We start from the raw sequence: 24,920 nt of genomic DNA on the forward strand, positions 1-24,920 counted from the left end.
TAACTTGTTTGCAAAACTATTTGTGCTTATTTTGATAAGTCTATTGAAAGCAATGATTTAATGTATAGATATCTTTTGATATTTTTCCATTTTGGTGTAACAGATTAATTATTAACAACCGCAATCGTTATTACTAGCTTGCTTTTTCTTGGCCTGTTGTTTGGCTACAATGGCATTAACCTTTTTTGTTACAACATTTAAGTGATCTTTAGCATCGGAATAGTTTTGTTCAGCGGCCTTAGCAAACCATTGTTTAGCTTTAAAATAGTTCTTTTTAACCCCTGTACCATTGTAATAGAGTGTTGCTAATGTATATTGAGCAACGGCATCTCCTTTTTTAGCTGCTTTTGTATCCCACTCAATTCCCTTAGAATAGTTTTGTTTTGTTCCTTGTCCATTATAATACAATAAGGCTAAACTGTGTTGAGCTGCGATATGACCTTGATTGGCAGCCTTTTCAAACCACTCTTTTGCTTTAATATAATCAGGTTGTGCTTTTAATTGCTCATCAAAACCATATTCGAAACCTTTAAATTGCCGTTTTTTAGTATATGAGCCATCAGCGTACATAAGACCTACATGGTATTGCGCCTCTGCATCTTTTTGTTCTGTTGCTTTTTGATATTCTTCATTAAAATCAAATAATGTTTGTTGATCAGCATTAACAGCAATACTAAAACATAAAACTAATGATAGTTTTGCAAAAAACTTTAGCATACAACTTCCTTATAAATTAAATAACTTAATTATTCTATCGTATTTATCTGTTTAGTATAGCGTAATTAAATAAGTTGTTTATTAATTAAATATTGATGTCATGAAATGGTGGGTCGTGAGCAATTATTCGGCACATCGTGTGCCTCACCCCTTCGGGGCCAACACTGCGTGTTGTTCAAATTTGTTCCAGAAAAATTTGTCGAACGCTATCGTTCTCATCGCTTTTTTTACTTAATTAGATTGATTGGACTTATTCAGAAATTGTTTAATAAAATGGTGGGTCGTGAGCGATTCGAACGCTCGACCAACGGATTAAAAGTCCGCTGCTCTACCGACTGAGCTAACGACCCATCTTAAAGATGGTGGGTGATACCGGGTTCGAACCAGTGACCCCCTCCTTGTAAGGGAGGTGCTCTCCCAACTGAGCTAATCACCCCAAGTGTTTCATTACTGAAACATCACGGTAAAGATTGGTGGGTGATACCGGGTTCGAACCAGTGACCCCCTCCTTGTAAGGGAGGTGCTCTCCCAACTGAGCTAATCACCCTTACCGTGTGGATGTGCATTATAAGGCACGACTTATTTCAGTCAACCTTTTTTTTTAAAATTCTCTAAAATCTACTTCGTTCGATTTAATTTTAAACATTTTTTGGGTGATAGTTCGCAAAAATCGCTTTTGTCAGTTTTTATTTAGGAAAAGATGATTATGATTAAGTGATGCTATTATCAGAAACAAGAAGATAATCCATCATGATTTTTAATAAAAGTAGCGTCATTATTTATGTCGAACCTACAATTTTACGCTATAGGATTGAAAATTCAGTTAAGCGAAATGCTACAACAGCCACTAGCGAAGATCTGATTGTATTTAATTATCAAAATGAAAATGATATAGATATTTTTATTGATGAGTTACTAAAAAAAATTTCTGAGCGTGCGGTATTTGAACTTAATTTGGATATCAATTTAATTCAAATACAACAATTAACCTTACCTGATGTAAAGCTAAATTTAAATGAATTGAGTTTATATGTTGAAGCTAACATTTATAAATTATTCCAAGTGTCGGCTAAAAGTGTATTTTTTGATTTTGTTTATTCAACTGAACATACAAAACAAATTACAGTGATGATAGTTGAACGTCATTATATTGAAAATTGGATCAATCTTTTTAAAAAGCATCAACGACTATTAACTTTTGTAGGTTGTCGATTTGAAAATAATAAAGTTAATTTTTTACCTTGGCGGCAAGAGAAACAAACAAAACATCAACGACAATTGACAGGCGTGGTTGTTGGATTTATGGGCATAATAAGTTGTTTGCTCTGTTATTTGTGGGTACACGCTAAAAATGATTTACAAACTTATGATGAAAAATTACTACACCAGCAAAAGATAGTACAAAAATTAACTGAAGAATTAGTTAATTATTTGCCTAATCCATCATTAAGCCAAAAACAAATTCAGCAATCCTTATTATTGCTTTCAGCGCAGTTACCTTCAGTAATTTGGCTTGACTCTTTCTATTATGAACCTAAAAAAGTAGCAATAGAAGGGCAAAGCTTTAGTTATGTCGAACTTACTCATTTTAACCAAAATTTGTTAATGCTAAAAAATATCGCTAAAAGTCAAATAAAGACCGTATCGACCAATAAGAATAATTTATTTTTTGAAATGGAAATGGAACTTAATGAACAGTGATTTTTTCTATCGCCCAGTTTGGCAACAGTACGCATTGTGTATTTTATGTTGTTTAGCATTTTTTGTTATTGTTTATCAACTTTTTATTAAAGAAGGCCAGCAACAAGCTGAGCTAAAGGCCGAGTTATATCAGCAAAAGATTACTGAAATTGAATTGTTACAGGCAAAAGTAAGGCGTTATCAGGCAAGTAAAAATAGTTTATATAGTTTGATATCTGAAAAAGAATTAGCGTTGGCTATTGAACAAAATCATCTAACACTAAGTTCCTTTAAACATTATCAAACTGACAATACGGTTAATTGGGATATTGAATTAGAAGGGCAATTTTTTGATTTTATGGCTTTAATTTCATCATTAACGGATGATTTTTATTATCTTGATTTTCAGAATCTAAAAATCAGCAAGCAAGAACAGCAGTTACAGATCATGTTTACGCTCTTATTTAAAAAGGCATAAAGTGAAACGTTATATCTATCAATTTATTAGTTTATTAATTGTTATCTGTTTTGAACTAAAGGCCGATGTGTCTTTAGGACGAGATCCTTTTCAACAAAATTACTCAGTTTCTTGTAGTGAGCAAACGGCGTTACTGCTTGAACAAATTCAAGTTTGGCATTTTAGGGGAAGCATGAATCAAATTGATCAGAATTATCAGCAAATTTGGTTAACATCTGAAAATCAATGGCTAGCAATAACCGATGATGTGGTGCCTAACGTTTTGTTTCCTTGGCGTTTGCAATCTTTATTAAACGATAAAATAACGTGGCAGGCCGATTTACCTGATTATTGCCATAGTACTGTATCATGGACAATGTCGCTAAATGAATAATAACAATAGTAAGAATCAAAAGCATCAATGGCTAGAACAATGTATTTGCAGATTGATTAAAGCAATAATAAGTTTGTTAGCTGTAATAATTTTTATATTTGTAACAATGATCATAAATACAACTTACGCAAATATGAAGCAATCAGTAAATGTCGATTCGCAACAAAATATCTCAATGACATTCTACCAAACCGACATTGCAATTATCTTACAAGCTTTAGCCGATAATCAGCAGATGAATTTAGTCATGACCGAAGATATACCAATTAAGCAAACCATTAAACTCAACAACGTTGATTGGCACAAAGCGCTAAAGATCATATTAGATTCGGCAAATTTACAAGCCGAAATTGACGATAATATTTTGTTCGTATCTAAAGCGATAGAACCAGAAGTTTTATTGAAAAAACAGCAATCTGAACAAAGAGAAAAAGAATTAAACCAACCACTTAATTCTTTGCCTATAGCTGTTAATCATGCAGACCCAGCCACCTTAATTGAAACAATTCAACAACAAGGATTATTATCAGAACGGGGCAAGATTACGCTCGATAAGCGGACAAATTCGCTTATCATTACCGATTTAGCTAAACAATTTGCTAATATCCAAAAATTAGTTAAAACACTGGATAAACCAATGCCTCAAGTTCATATTTCAGCGCATATTGTTACCATGAATGAGGAGAGCATGTCAGAGCTGGGTATAAAATGGGGATATTCAGGAAAATCATCGCAATTATTAGATAAGTTCGATGTGGGGCTTGGAGCTAGTTATCCCACCACAACTGTAGGTTTTAATTTGGCTAAAATATCTGGTCATTTACTTAATTTAGAGTTATCAGCGCTCGAATCTGAAAATCAACTTGAAATTATAGCCAGCCCAAATTTGTTAACAGCCAATCAAAATATGGCGTCGATAAAACAAGGTACTGAAATTCCTTACGAGGTTTCTAGTGGTAGTAATGGTGCAACATCTATTGAATTTAAGCCTGCGGTGTTAGGGCTAGAGGTCACACCGAAAGTACTAACAGATGATAGGATGATTTTAGACTTATACATTACGCAAAATACGGCTGGTCGCTCAATAAAACGTAGTGATGGTGGTGAGGCGATAGCTATTGATACACAAGAGATCAAAACACAAGTTCAAATAAAGAATGGCGAAACAGTAGTTTTAGGTGGTATTTTTCAACAGCTTAACACCAATGGGCAACAAAAAGTACCTGGTGCGGGCGATGTGCCCATTATTGGAAATATATTTAAATATAATAGAAAAAAACAGCAAAAACGAGAGTTGGTTATTTTTATTACACCGCAATTGGTTGAGTAAATGTTAACGGAGTTGTATCATACTTTAACTTGTTTTAGCAGTTGCTTTGATAAGTAAATATTGTTTTAAAGTATATTATTATTACCATTAATTATAAAAGTAGAGAATATTATGCATGTTGTTGCTTCTGATTTAGACGGTACTTTATTAACTCCTGAACATAGCTTATCACCTTATACCAAGCAAGTCCTTCAAGCGTTACGTAAAAAAGGCATTCACTTTGTTTTTGCAACTGGCAGACACCACATTGATGTCGCTCAAATGCGTGAAAACATGGAAATTGACGCCTTTATGATAACAGCAAATGGTGCTAGGGTGCATGATAGCGAAGGTAATCTAGTTTTTAGCCAAAGTATTTCCCCATCGCTTGCTAGTGAAATAGCTAAAATGAGTATGGATGATCCTTTAATTTATACTCATGTATATCGTGGTGATCATTGGTTAATTAATAAGGAAGATACATATTCATTAGAATTCTTTCGAGACACAGATTTTACTTATCAATTATTTAATCCACTTAATTTTGACACTAGCGATGTTGCTAAAATTTATTTTACGACAACGGATAATGCACTTTACCCGCATTTAGTCCAATTAAAGAATCGACTTGATGCAAAATTTGGTGACAAACTTAGCATTGCTTTTTCAACCTTAAATTGCCTTGAAGTGATGGCCGAAAATGTGTCTAAGGGTAGTGCACTAAAAAAAGTGGTAGAAAAATTAGGTTACAGTTTAAAAGATAGTATCGCTTTTGGTGATGGCATGAATGACTACGAAATGTTAAAAGCCGCAGGTAAAGGTTGTATAATGCAAAACGGAAGCTCGGAATTAAAATCATTATTGCCTGAGTTAGAGGTTATTGGCTCTAACGCTCAAGATGCTGTACCACATTATCTAAGTAAACTGTTTTTATAATTATTAAATATGAATATAACTATTGACAAAGAACTCAACACGCTTGGATTGCGTTGTCCTGAACCTATTATGTTAATTAGAAAAGCGATCCGAGAACTATCTATAGGACAAGTTCTTTATGTGATCGCTGATGATTTTGCAACTACTCGTGATGTACCTAGCTTTTGCCGCCATATGGATCATCAATTACTGTCATTGCAAATAGAATCTCAACCTTATCAGTATTGGATCAAAAAATCCCATTAGTGTAACGATTTTTATGGCAAAAAGTTTCAGGAAAGTAGGTGTTTGTGTCAATTTAATTCGATTTGCTTTAAGTAAAAACGTAATGTACGCCAATCATTAGGTTGAAGATTATCAACCATTAATAATAGCGTACAGCGTTTGCCATTATGTCGTGATTTTAAGTTTAAAATAATGATATAACGAAATATCAACGGTCTATGCATTAAGTACCAACGTTGTTTGTGCCAGTATATTTGATTGATACAGTGAAATAGCGCAAATTCGTCTTTAATAGTTTTGAAATAACGTAGACTGTGCCACCATTCTATTATTAATAATAGAATAATAACAAAGGTATAACAATTTAAGTATGTGTTAGCAAACATAACTAAACAAAGTGCGATTAACACTGAGTAAAAAAGAGTTGAAATCAGTAATTGTATCTTTGATATGCTAAGTTTTATGCTCCACATAATTCATTCTTTACTTTAGTTAAATTAGGATTATTTCATTCTTTTGCAAAAAATTACTTAAAATAAAGACAAATATGGGAGATAATGCGCATAATTTTTGTGTGTTTTAATAAACGAGCGATCAACCATAGACTTTTTCTTTTAATGTCAATGTGAAGATCCAGAACTGAAGATAGTGTTACTAAATTTGGCGCAGAGAGAACTCTCGTGCCATTATTTTTGCCTTAAAATTTAGAATAGGAAAGATTTGTGATATTAATTAGAGTGTTAAAAATTATTCTAAAATTATTCATTGGCTTATTTCTTTGTGGCTTAATTATTGGTATTGCAGGTTATGCTCATTATTCAAAGGATCTTCCTGATGTCACTACATTAAAAGATGTTCGACTTCAAACACCAATGCAAGTATTAAGCAAAGATGGTGAATTAATTGCCATTTTTGGTGAACGGCGTAGAACCCCTCTGAAATATGATGAAATTCCTCCAATAGTTATTAATGCGGTCATTGCAACTGAAGATGCTCGTTTTTATGAACATTTTGGCATCGATCCAGTTGGTATTGCTCGAGCGATGTATATTGGTTTAAAGCAGAAAGGATTTTCTCAAGGTGGCAGTACAATTACGCAACAAGTCGCTAAGAACTTTTTCTTAACACCTGAAAAAAGTATAGCGCGTAAAGTCAAAGAAATGATTTTGGCTATCCGTATGGAAAAAGAGTTATCAAAAGAAGAAATCATGGCACTATACCTTAACATGATTAACTTCGGATCGAGGGCATATGGTGTTGCTGCTGCATCTTATACTTTTTTTGGTAAAACACCTGAACAGTTAACTGTTGATGAAGCGGCTTTATTAGCTGGTTTACCAAATGCACCATCAGCTTACAACCCAATTTCACATCCAGAACGAGCATTGACTAGACGCAATTGGGTACTAGGACGAATGCTAGATCAATCCTATATTACTCAAGCAGAATATGACGAAGCGATTAAAAAACCGTTAGGCGCTAGCTACCACTCACCACAAATTGAGTTTTCGGCGCCTTATGTTGCCGAAATGGCACGTCAATTTATGTACGACAAATTTGGCGAAAATGCCTACACAGATGGCTATAAAGTCTATACAACTATCTCAAAAACCGATCAAATAGCTGCAACAGAAACAGTGCAAAAGCATATTATTGAGTATGATACCAGACATGGTTATCGTGGTGCTGAAAAAGTATTATGGCAACCAGACGAAGCACCATGGAATTCTGAACAAATCCAGCAAACTCTTAATAAATACATGTGCTATGGCGGAATATGCCCAGCGGTGGTCATGACATCTTCAGATAAAGAAGCAACAGCGGTATTATCTGATAAAAGTAATATTACTATTGCATATCAAAACATGAAATGGGCGCGTCCATTTATTAGCGATACAAGACAAGGCGCTTACCCAAGAAAAGTCTCTGACACCATCAAGGCAGGACAGTTAATTTGGGTCAAAAAAACTGATGATAATTGGGAATTATCACAAATTCCAGCTGTTAACGCTGCGCTAGTATCACTTGATTCAGACAATGGTGCAATCAAAGCGATTGTTGGTGGTTATGATTTTAATTTGAGTAAATTTAATCGAGCAACACAAGCACTAAGGCAATTAGGCTCGAATATTAAACCATTTATTTATACCTCAACATTAGAGCAAGGTTTAACAATGGCTACGCTTCTTAATGATGCACCAATTGTTCGTTCTGCGGGTAGTGCTACATGGCGTCCTAAAAACTCACCACCTACCTATGCAGGACCTTTACGTTTAAGAATTGGCCTAGGAATGTCTAAAAATGTAATGATGGTAAGAGCATTGCGTGCAGTTGGTATAGATTATGCTGCGACTTATTTAGAGCGTTTTGGATTTCCTAAAGAAAATATTTCTTATAATGAATCGTTAGCTTTAGGTTCGGCATCATTTACGCCATTGCAAGTGGCAAGAGCTTATTCGGTGATCACTAATGGCGGTTATTTAATATCACCATATTTAATTGAAAAAATTGAGGAAAATGATGGTAAAGGTCTAATTTATCAGCATCAACCTTTAATTGCTTGTCACAATTGTACTGACGATGACGTCATTGTAGGGGCCACACCAGTATCACTTGATAATGTTGAAAATGAATCAACCGAATTAGGTAATGAAGAGCCAGAGCAAGAAAATCTAAAAGCAGATGATAATATAATTTTACCTGATATTGATACTGAAAATAAAGTCACTGATGTAACACCAAAATACGCACCGCATACGGTAAATAGTGGTATTGCATTTATTATGAAAGATGGTCTTCGATCCATCGTATTTGGTGGTTCAGATTGGCAAGGTACTGCATGGCGTGTAAAAGCATTGGGTAGAAAAGATGTCGGAGGTAAAACTGGGACAACTAACTCATCTAAAGACGTTTGGTTTTCTGGATTTGGTGGCAATATTGTAACTACTGTTTGGATGGGATTTGATGATCATCGCCGTGACTTGGGGCGAACTGTCCGAGCTGAAGCAGGGGCTGTAACCGCAAACCCAATATGGGTTGATTATATGAAAGTTGCCCTAAAAGATGTACCAGTAATAGAAGATGTAAAACCTGCAAATGTTATTTCTGTTACTATTGATCAAAAAACAGGTCTATTACCTCAATCTGGATCTAAAACAATGTCAGAGTACTTTATAAAAGGTACCGAACCAACGACTTATGCGACCCAAGAGGTGGGCACGAAAGTAACAGATTCAGAAGGTAATACTTCAGAACTATTCTAATAAAGGATTTAGCATGAATGGTTCAATAAGAATTATTGGCGGAAAATGGCGTGGGCGTAAATTGTCGGTACTAGACAAACAAGGATTACGCCCAACCACCGATCGAATCAAAGAAACTCTATATAACTGGTTAATGCCAGTTATACATGATAGTGATTGTTTGGACTGCTTTTCGGGTAGTGGCTCATTAGGTTTTGAAGCAGCATCCAGAGGAGCCCAAAGTGTTACTTTGCTCGAAAAAGATAAACAAGTAGCACAGCTACTTAGCAAAAATAAACAGATTATTGCTAGCAACGCAATCGACATTTATCATACTGATACTTTACAATGGCTAAACAGGCCAGCAGTAAAACAGTTTGATATTGTATTTATCGATCCGCCATTTCATCAATCATTAGTCGCAAAAACGGTTAACGAACTTGAAAATAACAACTGGCTAAAACCGTTGGCTTATATTTATATTGAAACAGAAATACAGCATGATCTAACAACTTATATTCCAACTAACTGGCGCTTACATCGTGAAAAAATTGCAGGGCAAGTTCACAGCTATCTATTTATACGAGAAGATAATTAATGTTCATCTTTATTGGTAAAACTTTATACTCATTAATGTGGTTATTTTTATTATTTAACTTAATCCACCCATATCCAAAACCGGCAAATGTTGTTGCCAATATTGGCTTAATCGCCTTTACTGTTACTCATGGCTTACAAGCTTGGATGTTAAACTCAACCATGACCAAACAAGAAAAACAACAAGACAAATTTAAAGTGTTACGGTTATTTTTATTTGGTGTTTTTGAATCACTTAGTTGGAAAGATAGTTTGAAAGACAAAAAATAATAATAAAAAGAGGTTGCGAGATACAAAAATTTTTGTATAATGCTCACCACTTCTTACGAAGCACCTCAATAAGCGGGAATAGCTCAGTTGGTAGAGCACGACCTTGCCAAGGTCGGGGTCGCGAGTTCGAACCTCGTTTCCCGCTCCAATAAAATATCTATTTAGTATAAAAGTAAATTTATATCCCATAGTGTGTTAACTAACGAAAGTGATTAGTTGTGTGCAAGGCACAAAAAACACAGCAAAAACATTGTAATAAAAACAGAAATTAGCTAATAATTACTTAAATTAAGTAAAATAAAAAACTTCAATAAAATCAATGGTCTACCTGAGATATTTTAGAGAAAACACACAACACGGCAAGGTCAATCCACCTATCTTTTAACTGTGTCGGAGTGCTTTGCTGATAGACTGAGGGCAGCACGCCAAATAGGACTGTTTGGTGAGTTTGTGCTTTGTTAGGGATGCCAATTTATCAGGAACAACTTGGCACTTTTTAGCAAAGCAAATAGGCTTAAAAAAGGCGAATATCATAATGATTCGAGTAAATCATACCGATGGTTAAGAGCGAGAGCGTTGGGTACCGTAGTTCATATTTTGTATCTCATGTGAGTTGTAAGATGTTACGCTCAAAATTCTTAAATTAAACGTTACCACCAATATCAGTTATTCCGACAAAATTCAAAAGCTATAAAGCTAACACCATATTTTAATTATAAAATTAACCTATCTATAAAGTCGAATTGTTTTATCTTTACATTTCTTTACAAAAAAGTCCGCCAAAAAACTAGCCAACTATTTTATAAATGGTTATACTTTTATCGCTGTAGGAAAACAAGCTTATTAAATAAGCGAATAATTATAAAAATTCAAATAAAACAAAATATTACTTGACAAGAGAAACGTAATGCATTATCATTTTAGACACCAGACACCAGCACTGGCAAACCTATGTCTTAAATTTATCAAATAATCTTATTCGACGAGTTTTTACACTAAGCTCATTTATACTTTCCAAATTATCTCTCAAATTATTATCGAAATTATTGCTCAAATCACCTAAAACAGCTTTGCTAGTATTAGCACTGTTACTATTGTCATCGTCATGGGATGTACAGGCAAATGGTAAAAAGGTTCGAGCAGGTAATCGTAGTGATGCAATAATAATACCGTCGGCAGTTATCAATTATGTAAGGCCGTATCTATCTAATATTTATGATGACCGATATGCAGGCCCAGCTGACATATGGAATCCTAATAAGGGCTTTTTAGTTCAATCTACCAATCCTGAATCATACAGCCTAAATTTTCCGACTACAGGTGCGCATAATTTATATTTTGATTTACTCATAACAGGAATAGATGTAAATGAATTGACATGGGCACCCGTTACTTTGGGGGGAATTACTGCAACAGTGACAAATGTTGTACCTAATGATTACTGGATTCCTTATGAAGACAAGGGACAAGTTGTCGCCCGTGTTAAGTTAATAGGTCCAGAGGCAAGAAATCAATGGTACAATCCTCATCCTAACCCAATTGCTAAGCCAAAGTTACCGCAGACGTTTGAGTTAGTGGGTAGAGACATTAAAACTAATAATGAGGTAGTAAAATATGGATTTGTGTTGAGGCAGTGGTTCGTCAGTCGGGGGCATACATGGAGAAATTATAGTGACTATTCAGCATGGTGTGATAGTTTGGGTTACCGCATGCCGAGGGTAAGGGATTTAACCAATGCGAAGTGTGGTGTAAGAGGGGCTATGGGTTTTTTCCCATGTATAAATGGCATAAATAGCGCCATGCCGTCGTCTGATTGGAATGGTTACAGGCGTCACATAGGCGCTGGATTTTTTACGGAGTGGGGTTCGGTAGGCATCTACGCTGATTCAGGTTTCTCCGAGAACAGCATGACGAGTGACGGCTCAGCTAGTAGCAAGCTCCATGTCAGCACGTCCGATGGCGATGTTATACTCGGCGATGGACCCGCCTATGGTGTTTGCACCATACCTTAGCTTTTAGCGTTTGGTACTTAATCTTTAGATCTTGAGACGAAAGGGGGCTTATGGTGTAAATAACTGAGAGTTATGACTTATTCTAACCTAGTGAGGTTTAGGACGTTTTATTTGGCAAAAACAAAATGCCCTAAACCAAACATCTCTATAACTATTTTCATAATATTGATTTAAAAATTATCATTAATATAAATCAACATAATACGATTTATGTAGTATTGTAAAACAATTATCTACTGAATTATGATTCTTTAGCAGTGCCATTAAGGCTCAATACGTTATTTTGATGCAGATTTAGATGTTTTTTATGTTTTTATAAATTATTTTATAGATTTTGATTCTTGGTTATAAATTGAATCTTCATTTTAAGTTATACGACTCTGTGTTATGCTACAGTTAATATTAGTCACAGGATATTCCTTATGATAAAAGATCCTTTTTTTGACCGCGAAGCCGAGAAGTATGATTCCCCAATTGCCAGTCGAGAGCTTATTTTAGATTACCTTAAACAAGAAGCAAAGCCTGCTAGTTTAGAAAAAATTGCTCAAGCTGTTGATATTAAAAATGAAGAGCAAAAAGTGGCATTGCATCGTCGTTTGCGCGCAATGGAGCGTGATGGACAAGTAGTTTTTACACGCCGTAAATGTTATGCCTTGCCTGAAAAATTTGATATGGTTAAAGGCAGTGTGATTGCGCATCGTGATGGATTCGGTTTTTTACGCGTTGAAGGAAGTCCTGAAGACTATTTTTTATCACCGGAGCAAATGAAAAAAGTTTTACAAGGCGATGTAATCTTAGCTCAGCCAATGGGAACTAAATATCGCGGAAAAATGGAAGCTCGTGTTGTGCGAATTTTAGAGCCACGCAATAATCAAATTGTTGGGCGGTATTTTATTGAGCAAGGTGTTGGTTTTGTTGTCCCTGATGATAGCCGTTTAAACTTTGATATTTTAATTGCGGGTAAACCTAGCCGCACGGTTCGTATGGGAACGGTGGTGGTGGTTGAGTTACAACAACGCCCTGAACGCCGTCAAAAAGCTGTTGGCATTATAAAAGAAGTGCTCGGTGAAATAATGGGGACTAATTTGGCGATTGATATTGCTCTGCGGAATCACGAAATCCCTTATGAATTGCCAAAGGCTGTTGAAAAAGAGGTAAACAAATTCACTGAACAAGTGCCAGAAAGCGCTAAAAAAGGGCGAAGAGATTTGCGACAATTACCTTTGGTAACAATTGATGGTGAAGATGCCCGTGATTTTGATGATGCGGTTTATTGCCAAAAAAATCGTGGTGGTGGCTATCGGTTATGGGTGGCTATTGCAGATGTTAGTTATTATGTTAGACCAGGTAAGGCGTTAGATAAAGAAGCTTGTTTGCGAGGTACATCGGTTTACTTTCCTTCACGAGTTGTACCAATGCTTCCAGAAGCATTATCTAATGGGCTTTGTTCGTTAAATCCGCAAGTTGATCGCTTATGTTTAGTTTGCGAAATGACGGTGTCTAATCGTGGACGGTTGACGGGGTTTGAGTTTTATGAAGCGGTAATGAACTCGCATGCTCGGTTAACGTATACTAAAGTGGCTAAGATTTTAGATGGTGATGAAGAACTTCGTGAACACTATCATGAATTAGTCCCTCATCTTGAAAATCTTTATGGACTTTATAATGTGCTTGATAAAGCACGGGTTACCCGTGGTGCAATAGGATTTGAATCAGAAGAGCCTAAATTCATCTTTAATGCTGATAAGCGTATTGAAAGTGTCGAGCTAGCACAGCGTAACGTGGCACATAAAATCATTGAGGAGTGCATGATTTTAGCCAATATTTCAGCGGCAAAATTAGTGATTGGTGCCCAAGTGCCATCATTATTCCGTGTACATGACAGACCTGATGAAGATCGAATGAGTAACTTGCGCAGTGTATTAAGTGAACTTGGTTTATCACTTGGTGGTGGTGCAAGTCCTAAACCTAAAGATATTGCTGAATTAATGAAAGTGGTTGAAACACGCCCTGATCATGATATGTTGCAAACCGTGATTTTACGCTCTATGAAACAAGCTATTTATGATCCAGAAAATCGAGGACATTTTGGTTTGGCACTTGAGGAGTATGCACATTTTACTTCGCCAATTCGCCGTTATCCTGATTTGCTTTTGCATCGTGCTATCAAATGGATTTTAGCTGATGAAAAACATAAAACCAGTAAAACAGGGGGGTATCGTTATGATACAAATGAAATGCTTTACTTTGGTGAACACTGTTCAATGACCGAACGACGAGCTGATGAGGCCGTACGTGATGTGGTGGATTGGCTTAAGTGTGATTACATGCAAGATCATGTAGGTGAAGTATTTAACGGCTCTATTTCAAGCGTGGTTAATTTTGGTTTCTTTGTGCGGTTGGACGATCTATTTATCGATGGTTTAGTGCATGTGTCATCGCTTGAAAATGATTACTATTTTTTTGATGCCTCGCACAATCGCCTAGTTGGTGAAAATACACGTTTTACTTATCGTTTAGGCGATAAAGTGCAAGTGAAAGTCGATAATGTTAATCCAGAAGAACGTAAAATTGATTTTTCATTGGTTGGCAGTAATAATAAGCCAAAACGTCAGGGTAAAACGGCAAAAGATAAGTCCAAACAAGTCAAAAACGATCAAATTGTCGATTTACCAATAAAACGAAAAGGCAAAAAATCAACCAGTAAAAAAAGTAGCGCGAAGCCAAATACTAAGCAAAATACTAAACCAAGTACTAAATCAAGTACCCCAAAAAAGGCAAAATCGAACGCTAAATCAAGCATGAAAGCAAGTGCTAAAGTTGAAGTGAAAGCCAAAAGTAAAAAACGTAGTAAATCTAAATCAACGAATAAAACTAAATAGTTAATAAAATAAAAGAGTAACAAATAAATGAGTGAAACAGTTTATGGCCTGCACGCCATTGAAGCATTATTAGCACGTTCGCCAGAAAGAATTATTGAAGTATTTATTATTAAAGGGCGTGAAGATAAACGCCTTCTTGCCGTTGTGCGTCAATTAGAGCAACTTGGTTTGCCAGTTAAAGTTGCTAATCGCCAATGGTTAGATGAAAAATCTAAAAATGGTGTACATCAAGGTATTTTAGCCATGGTTACGCCGAATCGAGGTTATCAAGAAAATGATATACCTTTGCTCATGGAACAACAGCCAAATCCAGTTATTTTAATTTTAGATGGTGTAACTGATCCGCATAATTTAGGTGCATGTATAAGAACTGCTGATGCTGCTGGTGTCGATTTTATTATTGTACCAAAGGATCGCTCCGCACCGCTCAATTCAACGGCACAAAAAGTTGCTTGTGGTGCAGCTGAAAGCGTGCCTGTGGTTAGGGTGACCAATTTGGCTCGTACAATGCGAATGCTGCAAGATGAGTACCAAGTTTGGATTGTGGGCACCGCTGGAGAAGCTGATAGAACGCTTTATCAAACAGACTTCTATAAAACATCAACACAGACCGCACTTGCATTGGTAATGGGTGCTGAAGGTGAAGGTATGCGTCGTTTAACCAAAGAACACTGTGATGAATTGGTGAGCATTCCAATGGCAGGAATTGTGTCATCACTAAATGTATCGGTTGCAACTGGTGTTTGTTTATTTGAAATTGTTCGGCAAAAATCAGCTATCAGAACCTAATTTAGATGGTTATAACCGTATTGGTTACCTAACTGATTAAGTTTCATACTAAATCAATAGATTAGTTGAACTTTAATACGGTTAATTAAAACAATCGTAAAAATATATTAGTAAGCATCTTTTTTATTAGCATGAATTTTTTATTTGTCTTTAAAAAATTAAGTAAACAAATGAGTATAATTTTGTCAAAAAGTTTCAGGTAACCCTACGTTTCAGTAAAAAATATTGTTTTTTAGATCGTTAAATGCTTTTTAACAAGTTGCGATCTTATTTTTATTTATACTCGTGCGTACTGCCTAATATTTTATCTATGGGGAAACATCTATTATTGCTTGAAAATACATTTCTTATATATTTTTTCAATCCAAAAAATCGTGTAATGACAGCATAATAAAATGGCTGGGTATATGATGAAATTAAGCGTGATCCATGCTGATATCAGCAAATCAATACCAATCGAATTGATTAAATAACGCTGATATAAATAAGGATATTGAATTAACCGAGGGATAATCATAAAAATAAGGCTAATTAAAATGCCAATAAGTAAACCACAAAAGACTAAACCTGACGGTTTTTTTATTTTGTTTAAAATGAAGATTGAAATAAGAATAAAACAGAAATAACACAATCCATAATACATTAAATAATAATATTCAGGTGTATGGTATTGTCTTTTGATAAAGCGATAACACCATTGATAACTTAGCAATCCTCCGACACAATTAAACAATAATATAACAGCTAGTTTAATGGCTTTCATTGGTTAGTCCTTTTTATGTTCAATCTTTTTAACTGCTTTATCTAAAACAGTATATGTACGATATAAACCATCAAAAGCAATTTTTCATTATTATTTTTAGTTGTAATAGATTATTTAATAGGGATAAATTTAATATTTTTTATTGTATGTAGTTATATTGCTTAATATAACCATTTTGATAGTGGTTGGCTAATTTAATGATAAGCTATGGAAATACCGTATAGCCCAATGAGTAAAAAGCTTTTCTGTAAATCCTATGTCATTATTGATGTGTATTTTCAGTAGATAGTTATAACTAATAATTTAAAATGCCGACTAGGTTAGTCGGCATTGTTATTTTTAGTGCTAATTTTTTATTAGGTTAATATCAATGCCTAATCCTTTGGCAATTCCAGTTCCATAGTCAGGGTGCACTTTATAGAAGTGTTTGAGCTGTCTGATTTGAATGTCTCGATTCACGTTTTTCATAGAGCCAACGATATTATCAATAAGCAGTTGTTTTTGATCAGACTGCATTAAGTTAAATAATGCGCGTGGTTGTGAGTAATAGTCGTCATCAACACGATGATCGTGCCTGTCCATTGTGCCAGCTGGTACATGCATTGGCGGTTCGGTATATTGTGGTTGTTGTTTTGGTGCGCTATCGACGCTATTAGGCTCATAGTTAGGCGCATTATCAGGAGCATAAAAACGCATTGCACCATCACGTTGATAATTATGAACAGGGCATTTTGGAGCATTGATCGGCAATTGTTGATAATTAGTACCAATACGATAGCGGTGCGCATCGGCATAAGCAAAAATTCGACCTTGAAGCATTTTATCTGGTGATAAACCCGTTCCTGGCACTACATTACTTGGTTCAAATGCTGCTTGTTCAACTTCAGCAAAATAGTTTTCTGGATTACGATTCAGTTCCATTACGCCGACTTCGATTAATGGGAACTGTTTTTGTGACCAAACTTTAGTAACATCAAATGGGTTTTCAGGATGGTTGTTAGCTTGTTCTTCTGTCATTACTTGTATGTAAAGTCGCCATTTTGGATAATCTCCTCGCTCAATGGCTTTGAACAAATCTTCTTGTGCTGAATCTGGATTAGTTCCATCCATTTCTGCTGCTTTTTTAGGATGAATGTTTTTTATTCCTTGCTCAGTTCTGAAATGCCATTTAACCCAAGTGCGAACGCCATCTTTATTAATTAAGCTATAAGTATGGCTACCATAGCCGTGCATATGACGATAACCATCAGGAATACCACGATCAGAAAATAAAATAGTGACTTGGTGAAGTGATTCTGGTGATAAAGACCAAAAATCCCACATCATTTGTGGATCTTTTAAGTTGGTTTTGGGATCACGTTTTTGAGTGTGAATAAAGTCAGGAAACTTTAATGCATCACGTATAAAAAATACAGGTGTATTATTGCCTACTATATCCCAGTTGCCTTCGTCAGTGTAAAATTTTACCGAAAATCCACGAGGGTCGCGGGCGGTGTCCGATGAGCCACGTTCTCCACCAACTGTTGAAAACCTTGCAAAAAGAGGGGTTTGTTTACCTATCTTAGCAAATATACTGGCGTGAGTATATTGAGTGATATCATTTGTTACCGTAAATGTACCGTGTGCGCCAGAGCCTTTGGCGTGTACACGTCTTTCAGGAATATTTTCACGGTTAAAATGGGCTAGTTTTTCAATGAGTTGATAATCATCAAGCAATACTGGACCACGAGGGCCAGCAGTTCGAGAGTTTTGATTATCGGCTATTGGGGCACCGTTATTGGTGGTTAGTTCTTTTTTTTCTGACATTGCAACACTCCTTTCTAGTATATTAAAGCGCTTTTGTAAATTAAAATAATCAATTAATTAATTTTTGAATTTAAAATTACTAAAACATATATATGGGACGGTAGTGCATAGTAAAAAGCTGGATATTGGGGGTTTTCAATACGTTAAAATATATTTAAACTCACAACATCTAATTTATATCTATAAATTTGTGTATTTCTAAATTTAAGGTTCTCAATGGAATAATACACTAAATCATTTATTTTTTGATAATTATGAAAATTTTGACAATTTTTTAAATTGTTATCAATAAATTCAAGCGTAAATAATTTCGGGCAATCGAATATCCCAGGGTTTGTTCTCAATATGTTGGACTTTTTGGCAAGCAAAAGCAAGCCCAATTGGTAAAATTTGTTGAGTTTGATAATTTGCTAGTAATCGGTCATAAAACCCTCCACCCATGCCCATACGATAACCTCGTTGATCAAAAGCAACTAGTGGCGTAAAAACAATGTCGAGTTGATGGTAAGGAAGTACATTTAATACATTTAACTTTGGTTCTAATATACCAAAGTTATTTTTTATGAGTTGAGTTTGGCTAGTATATTTTAAGAAGAGCAAGTTTTTGGTTGCAAAAGGGTGGATAACAGGTAAATAGACGGATTTATTTTGTTGCCATAAATAGTTAATTATAGGTTGGGTTTCGACTTCGCCATCAAATGATAAAAATATGGCGATATTTCTTGCAGTATTAATCGCTTGGTGACAGGCAATTTTTTGATATATAGCGTGTTGTGCAATCTCACGTTCATCGGGAGATAATTGTCGCCGTTTTTGACGAATGATTTGCCTTATATTCATCAGTTTTCACTGTTGTTTAAAAGTAAAAGAGCGCTCCAAGATGTCGTTAGGGTCGTAACCCTTGAACCCAAGGTTCAAGGTGAACATTGTGTTTTAATTTTTAGGTTTCCTTACAAGTAAGGCATACACACCAATTAAAAGTCACTCCGTTCTTAAGTTTAGAATATCGGCTCAGGGGACTAACCCATATGGCGATCATCTCAGAGTCGTATGCTATAATACAAAATTTGACGGATCATACAATACTATTTGTATTAAATTTACAATTCAAGTAGTTAATTATTAGGATTTAGGGCAGAATCGAGTAATTGTTGTAACATTTTTAACCGATCGCCAAATTCACTGCTTTTTTCTTTTTCTTTTGAGAGTTCGTAAGAAATGTTTAGAGCGGCAGTCATAATAAGTTGATCACTGCCAACATGTGGAGACTTTTCTCGTAAATTTGTTAAGCGCGCATCTAAATCTTTTGCGGCATTGTTAAGTGCGTCGACTTCATCAACAGGACAATTAAATTTTAATGTTCGTCCAAAAATTTGAATAGTGACAGCTTGAGTTTCCATATTTAACCTATTGATTCATAAAACGATTAATTTTATCGATAATGTGTTTTTTATCTAGTCCTATTTCTTGCCTTATTTCGCTTTGAGAGCCTTGAGAAATAAACTTGTCAGGGAGTCCAATATTTAAAATATCACATTTTATTTTTTTCGATAATAAATATTCACAGACGGCGCTACCTGCTCCGCCTTTGATACTGTTTTCTTCGATGGTGACAAGTATATTATGAGTTTGGCTAATGTGCAAAAGGACTTTTTCATCTAATGGTTTAACAAAACGCATATCGATAACTGTAGCATTGATTTGTTCTGCAGCTTGTAAAGCTTCGGTAAGTAAAGCGCCAAAATTTAGTAAAGCAATGTTTTCACCTTGCCGGCACAATTTAGATTGTCCCAAAGGAATTGCTGTTAATGGGATTAATGGCGTTCCAGTGCCTTCACCACGGGGGTAACGTACTGCTGCAGGACCATTATGTAAATAGCCTGTGTAGAGCATTTGTCGACATTCGTTTTCGTCACTCGGTGTCATAATGACCATATTGGGTATGCAGCGTAGATAACTTAAGTCAAATGCACCTTGGTGAGTTTCACCGTCGGCGCCGACAATTCCTGCACGATCGATAGCAAACAATACAGGTAAGTTTTGAATAGCAATATCATGAATTACTTGATCATAAGCGCGTTGCAAAAAAGTTGAGTAAATAGCTACAACAGGTTTTAATTCACTAATTGCAAACCCAGCAGCAAGGGTTACCGCATGTTGTTCGGCTATTGCAACATCAAAAAATTGGTCAGGATAATTATTTGCAAATTTTGTCATACCTGAACCTTCCCCCATTGCTGGGGTTATTGCCATTAAACGTTTATCATTTTGCGCCATTTCGCATAACCAATCGCCGAATACTTGCGAATATGTTGGCGCAACTTTTTGAGTAGTAGGTAATATACCATCATTTGGATTAAATTTTGGTACGCCATGCCATAAAGTCGGATCTTTTTCAGCTGGTGCGTAGCCTTTGCCTTTTTGTGTTATTACATGAAGCAGTTGTGGACCCTTTAATTGGCGAACTTTTTGTAAAGTTGCGACCAATCCATTAATATCATGTCCATCAACAGGACCTATATAATTAAATCCAAGTTCTTCAAATAAGATAGCTGGTGTGACTAATCCTTTTAAGTGTTCTTCAGTTTTTTTAACAAGTTCTTTTAATGGTGGAATATTAGCTAATATTCGTTTGCTATTTTCCCTAAAAGATGTATAGGCTTTACTTGATAATATTTGAGTTAGATGTTGGTTAAGTGCTCCAGTATTTGCAGAAATTGACATATCATTATCGTTGACAATCACTAGCATATCTGGCTTAACATGACCAGCGTGATTCATTGCTTCAAATGCCATACCAGCAGTTAATGCTCCATCACCAATAATGGCAGCTACTTTTTTACCTGATTGTTTTTTTTGTTCGCTAATTGTAATACCAAGTGCTGCACTAATTGAAGTTGAAGAATGACCTGTGGTTAGCACATCATATTTACTCTCATTACGATGAGGAAATGGATGAAGTCCCCCTTTTTGACGAATAGTGAGCATTTGGTCTCGTCGACCAGTTAAAATTTTGTGAGGGTAAGCTTGATGACCAACATCCCAAATAATTTTATCAAAAGGTGTGTGATAAACATAATGCAAGGCTGTTGTTAATTCAACAACACCTAGTCCCGATGCTAAATGACCACTTGATTGACTTACGCATGCGAGTAAATATTGTCTAAGCTCGTGACAAATAGACGATAACTGTGACTGAGGAAAACGTCTTAGATCCTCAGGCGAGTTTATTTGTTTTAACAAAGGGTAATTATCTAAATTCATTATGTAATGCTGTATTTTAGCTAGTTATTAACTATTGCGATTAATAATATAACCAGCAAGATCCTGTAATGGCTGATTATTATAAGGTATTTGTTTTAGACTATCGATAGCTTGCTGATAGAGTTGCTGGGTTAGTTTTACTGCGCTATCTAGCCCAATTAATGCAGGGTATGTACTTTTTTCATGAGTAAGGTCTGAACCTTGTGGTTTACCCATAATAGATTGCTCGCCAATGATATCTAAAATATCGTCTTGAATTTGAAATGCTAGCCCAATAGCCTCAGCATAGCGATCGAGCATTAGCTGATAAGGTTTAGCTATTTCACCGCATGCAAAAGCACCCAAACGGATTGCCGTTTTGATCAATGCTCCTGTTTTATAACAATGTATTTTTTGCAAATGTTCAAGACTAATTGATTGATGTGTGGCCTGTAAATCAAGTGATTGACCAAGGCACATGCCATTAACGCCACTGGCATGGGCAAGTTCAGTTATCATATTAATTTTAGTTTCAGCATCGATTAATTTACTTTTTGCTAGTATTGAAAAGGCTAAACTTTGTAAGGCGTCACCAGCAAGTATTGCTTGAGCTTCACCAAATTGGATATGGCAGGTTGGTTTTCCTCGGCGTAAGTCATCATTATCCATTGCAGGTAAGTCATCATGAATTAATGAATAAGTATGAATTGCTTCAATCGCAGCAGCGGCTTCATCTAACTTAGAAAGGGGGCAATTAAACATTTGTCCAGTTAAATAGACTAAAATAGGTCGAATTCGTTTTCCACCAGCCAACAAACTATAACTCATTGCTTGTTGAAGTTGAGATGGTTCAATTTGTGAAATATAGGTGGTTAAAAACGAATCAATTCGTTCTTGTAATGGCTTTAAACTATTCATTATCATCATTTGAGAATTCTGACAGTTCGGAGTCACTATTTTCAGATAATAAAATCTGAATGCGTTGCTCAGCTTGCTGTAACTGTTTTTGTCCTGCTTTTGCTAATTTGATCCCTTTTTCAAACTCATTTAGTGCTTCGTCTAATGGTAGATCGCCGTTTTCTAATTGAGCTACAATGGTTTCGAGCTGTTTAAGTGTCTCTTCGAAACTTACTTCTTTGTCTTGCTTTTTTGCCATATTCAATTCCTCTTTGCGTGCGATGAGTATACACTTATTTCCCATAATCGTGAATCTAGGTTTTGTTTATTTACTCTCATTTTCATTATTCAATTCATCCATTGATAATAAGGTAATATCTGGATTAATCGGTTTTTTAACTTCGATACCCATTTCACGAAATCGTTCAATTTGTCCAATTACATTGCCACGACCTTTACATAATTTGTTCATGGAATTTTGATAGGTTTGTTGAGCTTTGTCTAAACAACTTCCCAGATTTTCCATATCTTCAACAAAGCCACGCATTTTGTCATATAATTTGCTTGCTCTATCGGCAATAAGTTCAGCATTACGATTTTGATATTCAAATCGCCATAAATTATGGATAGTTCGTAATGCAACTAATAAAGTAGTGGGGCTTACTATCATAATATTACTTTTCAGCGCATCGTTAATTAATGTTGGGTCATTATCTATTGCACTTAAAAATGCTGGCTCGACAGGAATAAACATCAAAATATAATCTAATGAATTAATGCCAATAAGTTTATGATAATCTTTTTGACTAAGTTGTTTTAAATGGTTACGCACAGCCGTTAAATGTTCGGCCATTGCTTTTGCTTTAACGTTTTCGTCATCACTATTAAAATGGCGTTCGTAGGCAACCAAGGCCACTTTTGAATCAATAACTACATCACCCCCTTGCGGTAAGTGAACAATGACATCAGGTTGTAATCGTTGATTGTTCTCGTTGGTTAGATTAACTTGTGTTTCGTACTCATAACCTGAACGTAATCCTGAATTGTCCAGAATTTGACTTAGAATAAATTCCCCCCAATTCCCTTGGGTTTTGTTATTACCTTTTAACGCATTAGTTAGATTGGTTGCTTCTTTACTCATTTGTTCATTAAGTAGTTGCAAGTTACGGATTTCATGCGTCAGTGTGTGGCGTTCTTTTGCCTCTTGTCCAAAACTGTCTTGTACTTGTTTTTTAAAACCTTCTAGTTGCTCTTTTAGTGGTGAAAGTAAAAAATCAAGGCTTTGCTTATTTTGTTGTTCAATCTTTTTGCCACTCTGTTCGAAAATACGATTGGCTAGGTTTTCAAACTGAGTCGTAAGCCGTTGTTCGCTTTGTTCTAGTATGGTTTGTCGTTCATGTGTTGCACTTAACGTTTCTTCTAAACGCGTTTTGAGTTCACTAATTTTAACATTCTGCGCTAGATTTTGTTGTCGATACTGCTCTAATTCATGCTCAAGTTGTTTTACTTGAATTACTAAAGTTTGGTTTTCTTCCTTTTTTTGAATTAGTTGTAGATCGAATAGTTGCTGTAAATTATTAATTGTTGATTGAGATTTTATAGCAAATATAAATAACATTAAGGCAACAATCCCAATAATAATGGCAATCCATTCGGTTAATCCTAAAGCATTGAACATAATTAAGCCCTTTCAAAAGTAAATGACATCACATCATTCAAGCTATTGCAATTTAAGGCAAGCATAATTAAACGGTCTAATCCGACAGCGACTCCAGCACAGTCTGGTAGCCCAGCTTCCATAGCGGCCAGTAATTCAATGTCAATATTCTGAGCTGGTAAATTTTGATTAGTACGATCTAAATTATTTTGTTCAAAACGCATTCGTTGTTCTTGTGCATTAGTCAATTCTTTAAAGCCATTAGCAAGTTCAACACCTTTGTAATAGAACTCAAAACGGCTAGCTACACGATGATCTTCTGGGCTAATAACGGCTAATGCAGCTTGTGATGCTGGAAAGTTAAATACAGCAATAGGCTTGTCTTGACCAATATGTGGTTCAACACCGAAAGTGAATAAGCATTGTAACAATCCATCTTTATCATAATTATCTGTGTTAAGTCCGATATCAAGCTGATTTGCTGCATTGACTAAGGTTGCGTGATCGGCTTCCAAAGGATCAATATTAAGATGCCTTTGAAACGCTTTTTGATAAGAAATACGTTCAGCAGGTTCACAATCTAAAATGGTTTGTAATAGATCATCGACTTCATTAATCATTTGCATCATATCAAATTGGATGCGATACCATTCTAACATGGTAAACTCAGGGTTATGATAACGGCTGAATTCTTCATGATTACGAAAACATTTACACATTTGATAAATTGGACCACTACCAGCAGCTAGTAAGCGTTTCATATGATATTCAGGGCTAGTAATTAATGACATGTTTCGCCCTTGTTGATCATCGATTTCACCAGGCTTTAAAAATTTAGTGTGAAAAGAGCTTAAATGTACGTCTGTTACTGCATATTGGCTTAAGGTAGGTGTTTCGACCTCTAAAATACAGCGATCAGCAAAAAATTGACGAATTTGAGAAACAATTTTCGCGCGCTTAAGTAAATTATTTATAGGTGCAGAAGGTTGCCAAGTCATAAAAATATCCATGGATTTTGATTAGTTACTAAAAAGAAGTGAAATA

23 protein-coding genes, 4 tRNA genes and 1 other RNA gene are annotated in these 24,920 nt (G+C 35.4%); 13 read left to right on the forward strand and 15 right to left on the reverse strand.

Going from position 1 to position 24,920, the window contains the following annotated elements; all coding sequences use genetic code 11:
* Positions 1-111 precede the first annotated feature (111 nt).
* From ACGH80_RS01890 to ACGH80_RS01905, 4 genes are all read right to left on the reverse strand, one after another.
* Entirely contained in the window at positions 112-717 is a 606-nt protein-coding gene (locus ACGH80_RS01890; protein ID WP_065589568.1) for a tetratricopeptide repeat protein, read from the reverse strand.
* A 274-nt stretch (positions 718-991) separates the two neighbouring features.
* Positions 992-1,067 (reverse strand) — tRNA-Lys (locus ACGH80_RS01895).
* Positions 1,068-1,077: 10 nt separating this feature from the next.
* A tRNA-Val gene (locus tag ACGH80_RS01900) sits at positions 1,078-1,153 on the reverse strand.
* 35 nt (positions 1,154-1,188) lie between these two features.
* A tRNA-Val gene (locus tag ACGH80_RS01905) sits at positions 1,189-1,264 on the reverse strand.
* Between the two features lie 203 nt (positions 1,265-1,467).
* On the opposite strand from ACGH80_RS01905, the gene ACGH80_RS01910 reads away from it, so the two are divergent.
* From ACGH80_RS01910 to tusA, 6 genes are all read left to right on the forward strand, one after another.
* Positions 1,468-2,418 carry a PilN domain-containing protein gene (locus ACGH80_RS01910; protein WP_065589569.1) on the forward strand — a complete coding sequence of 317 codons (951 nt, stop codon included), beginning with the start codon at positions 1,468-1,470 and terminating at the stop codon, positions 2,416-2,418.
* Positions 2,408-2,875: a hypothetical protein gene (locus ACGH80_RS01915; RefSeq protein ID WP_174799472.1), complete on the forward strand. Its 468-nt coding sequence runs from the start codon at positions 2,408-2,410 to the stop codon at positions 2,873-2,875. Before ACGH80_RS01910 ends, ACGH80_RS01915 begins: the two co-directional genes overlap by 11 nt.
* A gap of 1 nt (position 2,876) precedes the next feature.
* A complete protein-coding gene (locus tag ACGH80_RS01920; protein WP_296301415.1) occupies positions 2,877-3,248 on the forward strand; it encodes a hypothetical protein in 372 nt (123 codons plus the stop codon).
* Positions 3,249-3,381: 133 nt separating this feature from the next.
* Positions 3,382-4,578 (forward strand): secretin N-terminal domain-containing protein, encoded by a 1,197-nt coding sequence (locus ACGH80_RS01925; RefSeq protein WP_081296831.1) that lies wholly within the window; start codon positions 3,382-3,384, stop codon positions 4,576-4,578.
* A gap of 108 nt (positions 4,579-4,686) precedes the next feature.
* Complete coding sequence (locus ACGH80_RS01930) at positions 4,687-5,493, forward strand: Cof-type HAD-IIB family hydrolase (RefSeq protein WP_065589572.1); 807 nt, start codon at positions 4,687-4,689, stop codon at positions 5,491-5,493.
* A 9-nt stretch (positions 5,494-5,502) separates the two neighbouring features.
* Positions 5,503-5,739: a sulfurtransferase TusA gene (gene tusA, locus ACGH80_RS01935; protein WP_065589573.1), complete on the forward strand. Its 237-nt coding sequence runs from the start codon at positions 5,503-5,505 to the stop codon at positions 5,737-5,739.
* 47 nt (positions 5,740-5,786) lie between these two features.
* On the opposite strand, the gene ACGH80_RS01940 is transcribed toward tusA, so the two are convergent.
* Complete coding sequence (locus ACGH80_RS01940) at positions 5,787-6,191, reverse strand: protein YgfX (protein WP_085164685.1); 405 nt, start codon at positions 6,189-6,191, stop codon at positions 5,787-5,789.
* A 258-nt stretch (positions 6,192-6,449) separates the two neighbouring features.
* Between ACGH80_RS01940 and ACGH80_RS01945 the strand changes: the two genes are divergently transcribed.
* The 7 genes from ACGH80_RS01945 (at position 6,450) to rlmB (ending at position 15,510) form a co-directional block, all read left to right on the forward strand.
* The gene (locus tag ACGH80_RS01945; RefSeq protein ID WP_370738302.1) at positions 6,450-8,981 is read left to right on the forward strand and encodes a penicillin-binding protein 1A; all 2,532 of its coding nucleotides are present in this window, start codon (positions 6,450-6,452) and stop codon (positions 8,979-8,981) included.
* 13 nt (positions 8,982-8,994) lie between these two features.
* Complete coding sequence (gene rsmD, locus ACGH80_RS01950; protein WP_296318424.1) at positions 8,995-9,558, forward strand: 16S rRNA (guanine(966)-N(2))-methyltransferase RsmD; 564 nt, start codon at positions 8,995-8,997, stop codon at positions 9,556-9,558.
* Positions 9,558-9,827, forward strand: a complete 270-nt coding sequence (locus ACGH80_RS01955) for a DUF1145 domain-containing protein (protein ID WP_085164689.1) — start codon at positions 9,558-9,560, stop codon at positions 9,825-9,827. Before rsmD ends, ACGH80_RS01955 begins: the two co-directional genes overlap by 1 nt.
* Before the next feature lie 72 nt (positions 9,828-9,899).
* Positions 9,900-9,975: transfer RNA gene (locus ACGH80_RS01960), tRNA-Gly, on the forward strand.
* Between the two features lie 946 nt (positions 9,976-10,921).
* Positions 10,922-11,839, forward strand: a complete 918-nt coding sequence (locus ACGH80_RS01965; RefSeq protein WP_174799470.1) for a hypothetical protein — start codon at positions 10,922-10,924, stop codon at positions 11,837-11,839.
* A 422-nt stretch (positions 11,840-12,261) separates the two neighbouring features.
* Positions 12,262-14,721, forward strand: a complete 2,460-nt coding sequence (gene rnr, locus ACGH80_RS01970; RefSeq protein ID WP_411630461.1) for a ribonuclease R — start codon at positions 12,262-12,264, stop codon at positions 14,719-14,721.
* A 27-nt stretch (positions 14,722-14,748) separates the two neighbouring features.
* Entirely contained in the window at positions 14,749-15,510 is a 762-nt protein-coding gene (rlmB, locus tag ACGH80_RS01975; RefSeq protein ID WP_085164101.1) for a 23S rRNA (guanosine(2251)-2'-O)-methyltransferase RlmB, read from the forward strand.
* Positions 15,511-15,835: 325 nt separating this feature from the next.
* Here rlmB and ACGH80_RS01980 read toward each other — a convergent pair whose 3' ends face one another.
* The 10 genes from ACGH80_RS01980 to epmA all read right to left on the reverse strand — a co-directional run bounded on the left by ACGH80_RS01980 (position 15,836) and on the right by epmA (position 24,874).
* Positions 15,836-16,273 (reverse strand): hypothetical protein, encoded by a 438-nt coding sequence (locus ACGH80_RS01980; RefSeq protein WP_411630462.1) that lies wholly within the window; start codon positions 16,271-16,273, stop codon positions 15,836-15,838.
* Positions 16,274-16,618: 345 nt separating this feature from the next.
* Positions 16,619-18,079 carry a catalase gene (locus tag ACGH80_RS01985; protein ID WP_296300099.1) on the reverse strand — a complete coding sequence of 487 codons (1,461 nt, stop codon included), beginning with the start codon at positions 18,077-18,079 and terminating at the stop codon, positions 16,619-16,621.
* Between the two features lie 294 nt (positions 18,080-18,373).
* On the reverse strand, positions 18,374-18,919 hold the full coding sequence (locus tag ACGH80_RS01990; protein WP_411591813.1) for a 5-formyltetrahydrofolate cyclo-ligase: 546 nt from the start codon (positions 18,917-18,919) through the stop codon (positions 18,374-18,376).
* A 29-nt stretch (positions 18,920-18,948) separates the two neighbouring features.
* Positions 18,949-19,129: non-coding RNA, 6S RNA (ssrS, locus tag ACGH80_RS01995), on the reverse strand.
* Between the two features lie 65 nt (positions 19,130-19,194).
* Positions 19,195-19,479, reverse strand: coding sequence for a cell division protein ZapA (zapA, locus tag ACGH80_RS02000; protein ID WP_065589209.1), 285 nt, complete (start codon positions 19,477-19,479; stop codon positions 19,195-19,197).
* A 7-nt stretch (positions 19,480-19,486) separates the two neighbouring features.
* Positions 19,487-21,343, reverse strand: a complete 1,857-nt coding sequence (gene dxs / locus ACGH80_RS02005) for a 1-deoxy-D-xylulose-5-phosphate synthase (RefSeq protein WP_411630463.1) — start codon at positions 21,341-21,343, stop codon at positions 19,487-19,489.
* A gap of 27 nt (positions 21,344-21,370) precedes the next feature.
* On the reverse strand, positions 21,371-22,249 hold the full coding sequence (gene ispA, locus ACGH80_RS02010; protein WP_174798011.1) for a (2E,6E)-farnesyl diphosphate synthase: 879 nt from the start codon (positions 22,247-22,249) through the stop codon (positions 21,371-21,373).
* Positions 22,233-22,478, reverse strand: coding sequence for an exodeoxyribonuclease VII small subunit (gene xseB / locus ACGH80_RS02015; RefSeq protein WP_174798012.1), 246 nt, complete (start codon positions 22,476-22,478; stop codon positions 22,233-22,235). The genes ispA and xseB overlap by 17 nt, the downstream gene beginning before the upstream one ends.
* Before the next feature lie 66 nt (positions 22,479-22,544).
* Entirely contained in the window at positions 22,545-23,837 is a 1,293-nt protein-coding gene (gene rmuC, locus ACGH80_RS02020) for a DNA recombination protein RmuC (RefSeq protein ID WP_363319000.1), read from the reverse strand.
* 62 nt (positions 23,838-23,899) lie between these two features.
* Complete coding sequence (gene epmA / locus ACGH80_RS02025) at positions 23,900-24,874, reverse strand: elongation factor P--(R)-beta-lysine ligase (RefSeq protein ID WP_238786363.1); 975 nt, start codon at positions 24,872-24,874, stop codon at positions 23,900-23,902.
* Between the last annotated feature and the right edge of the window lie 46 nt (positions 24,875-24,920).

Origin of the sequence: Gilliamella sp. BG1 (genome assembly GCF_046635625.1) — a bacterium.
In the GTDB taxonomy this organism is placed as follows: Bacteria; Pseudomonadota; Gammaproteobacteria; order Enterobacterales; family Orbaceae; genus Gilliamella; species Gilliamella bombi.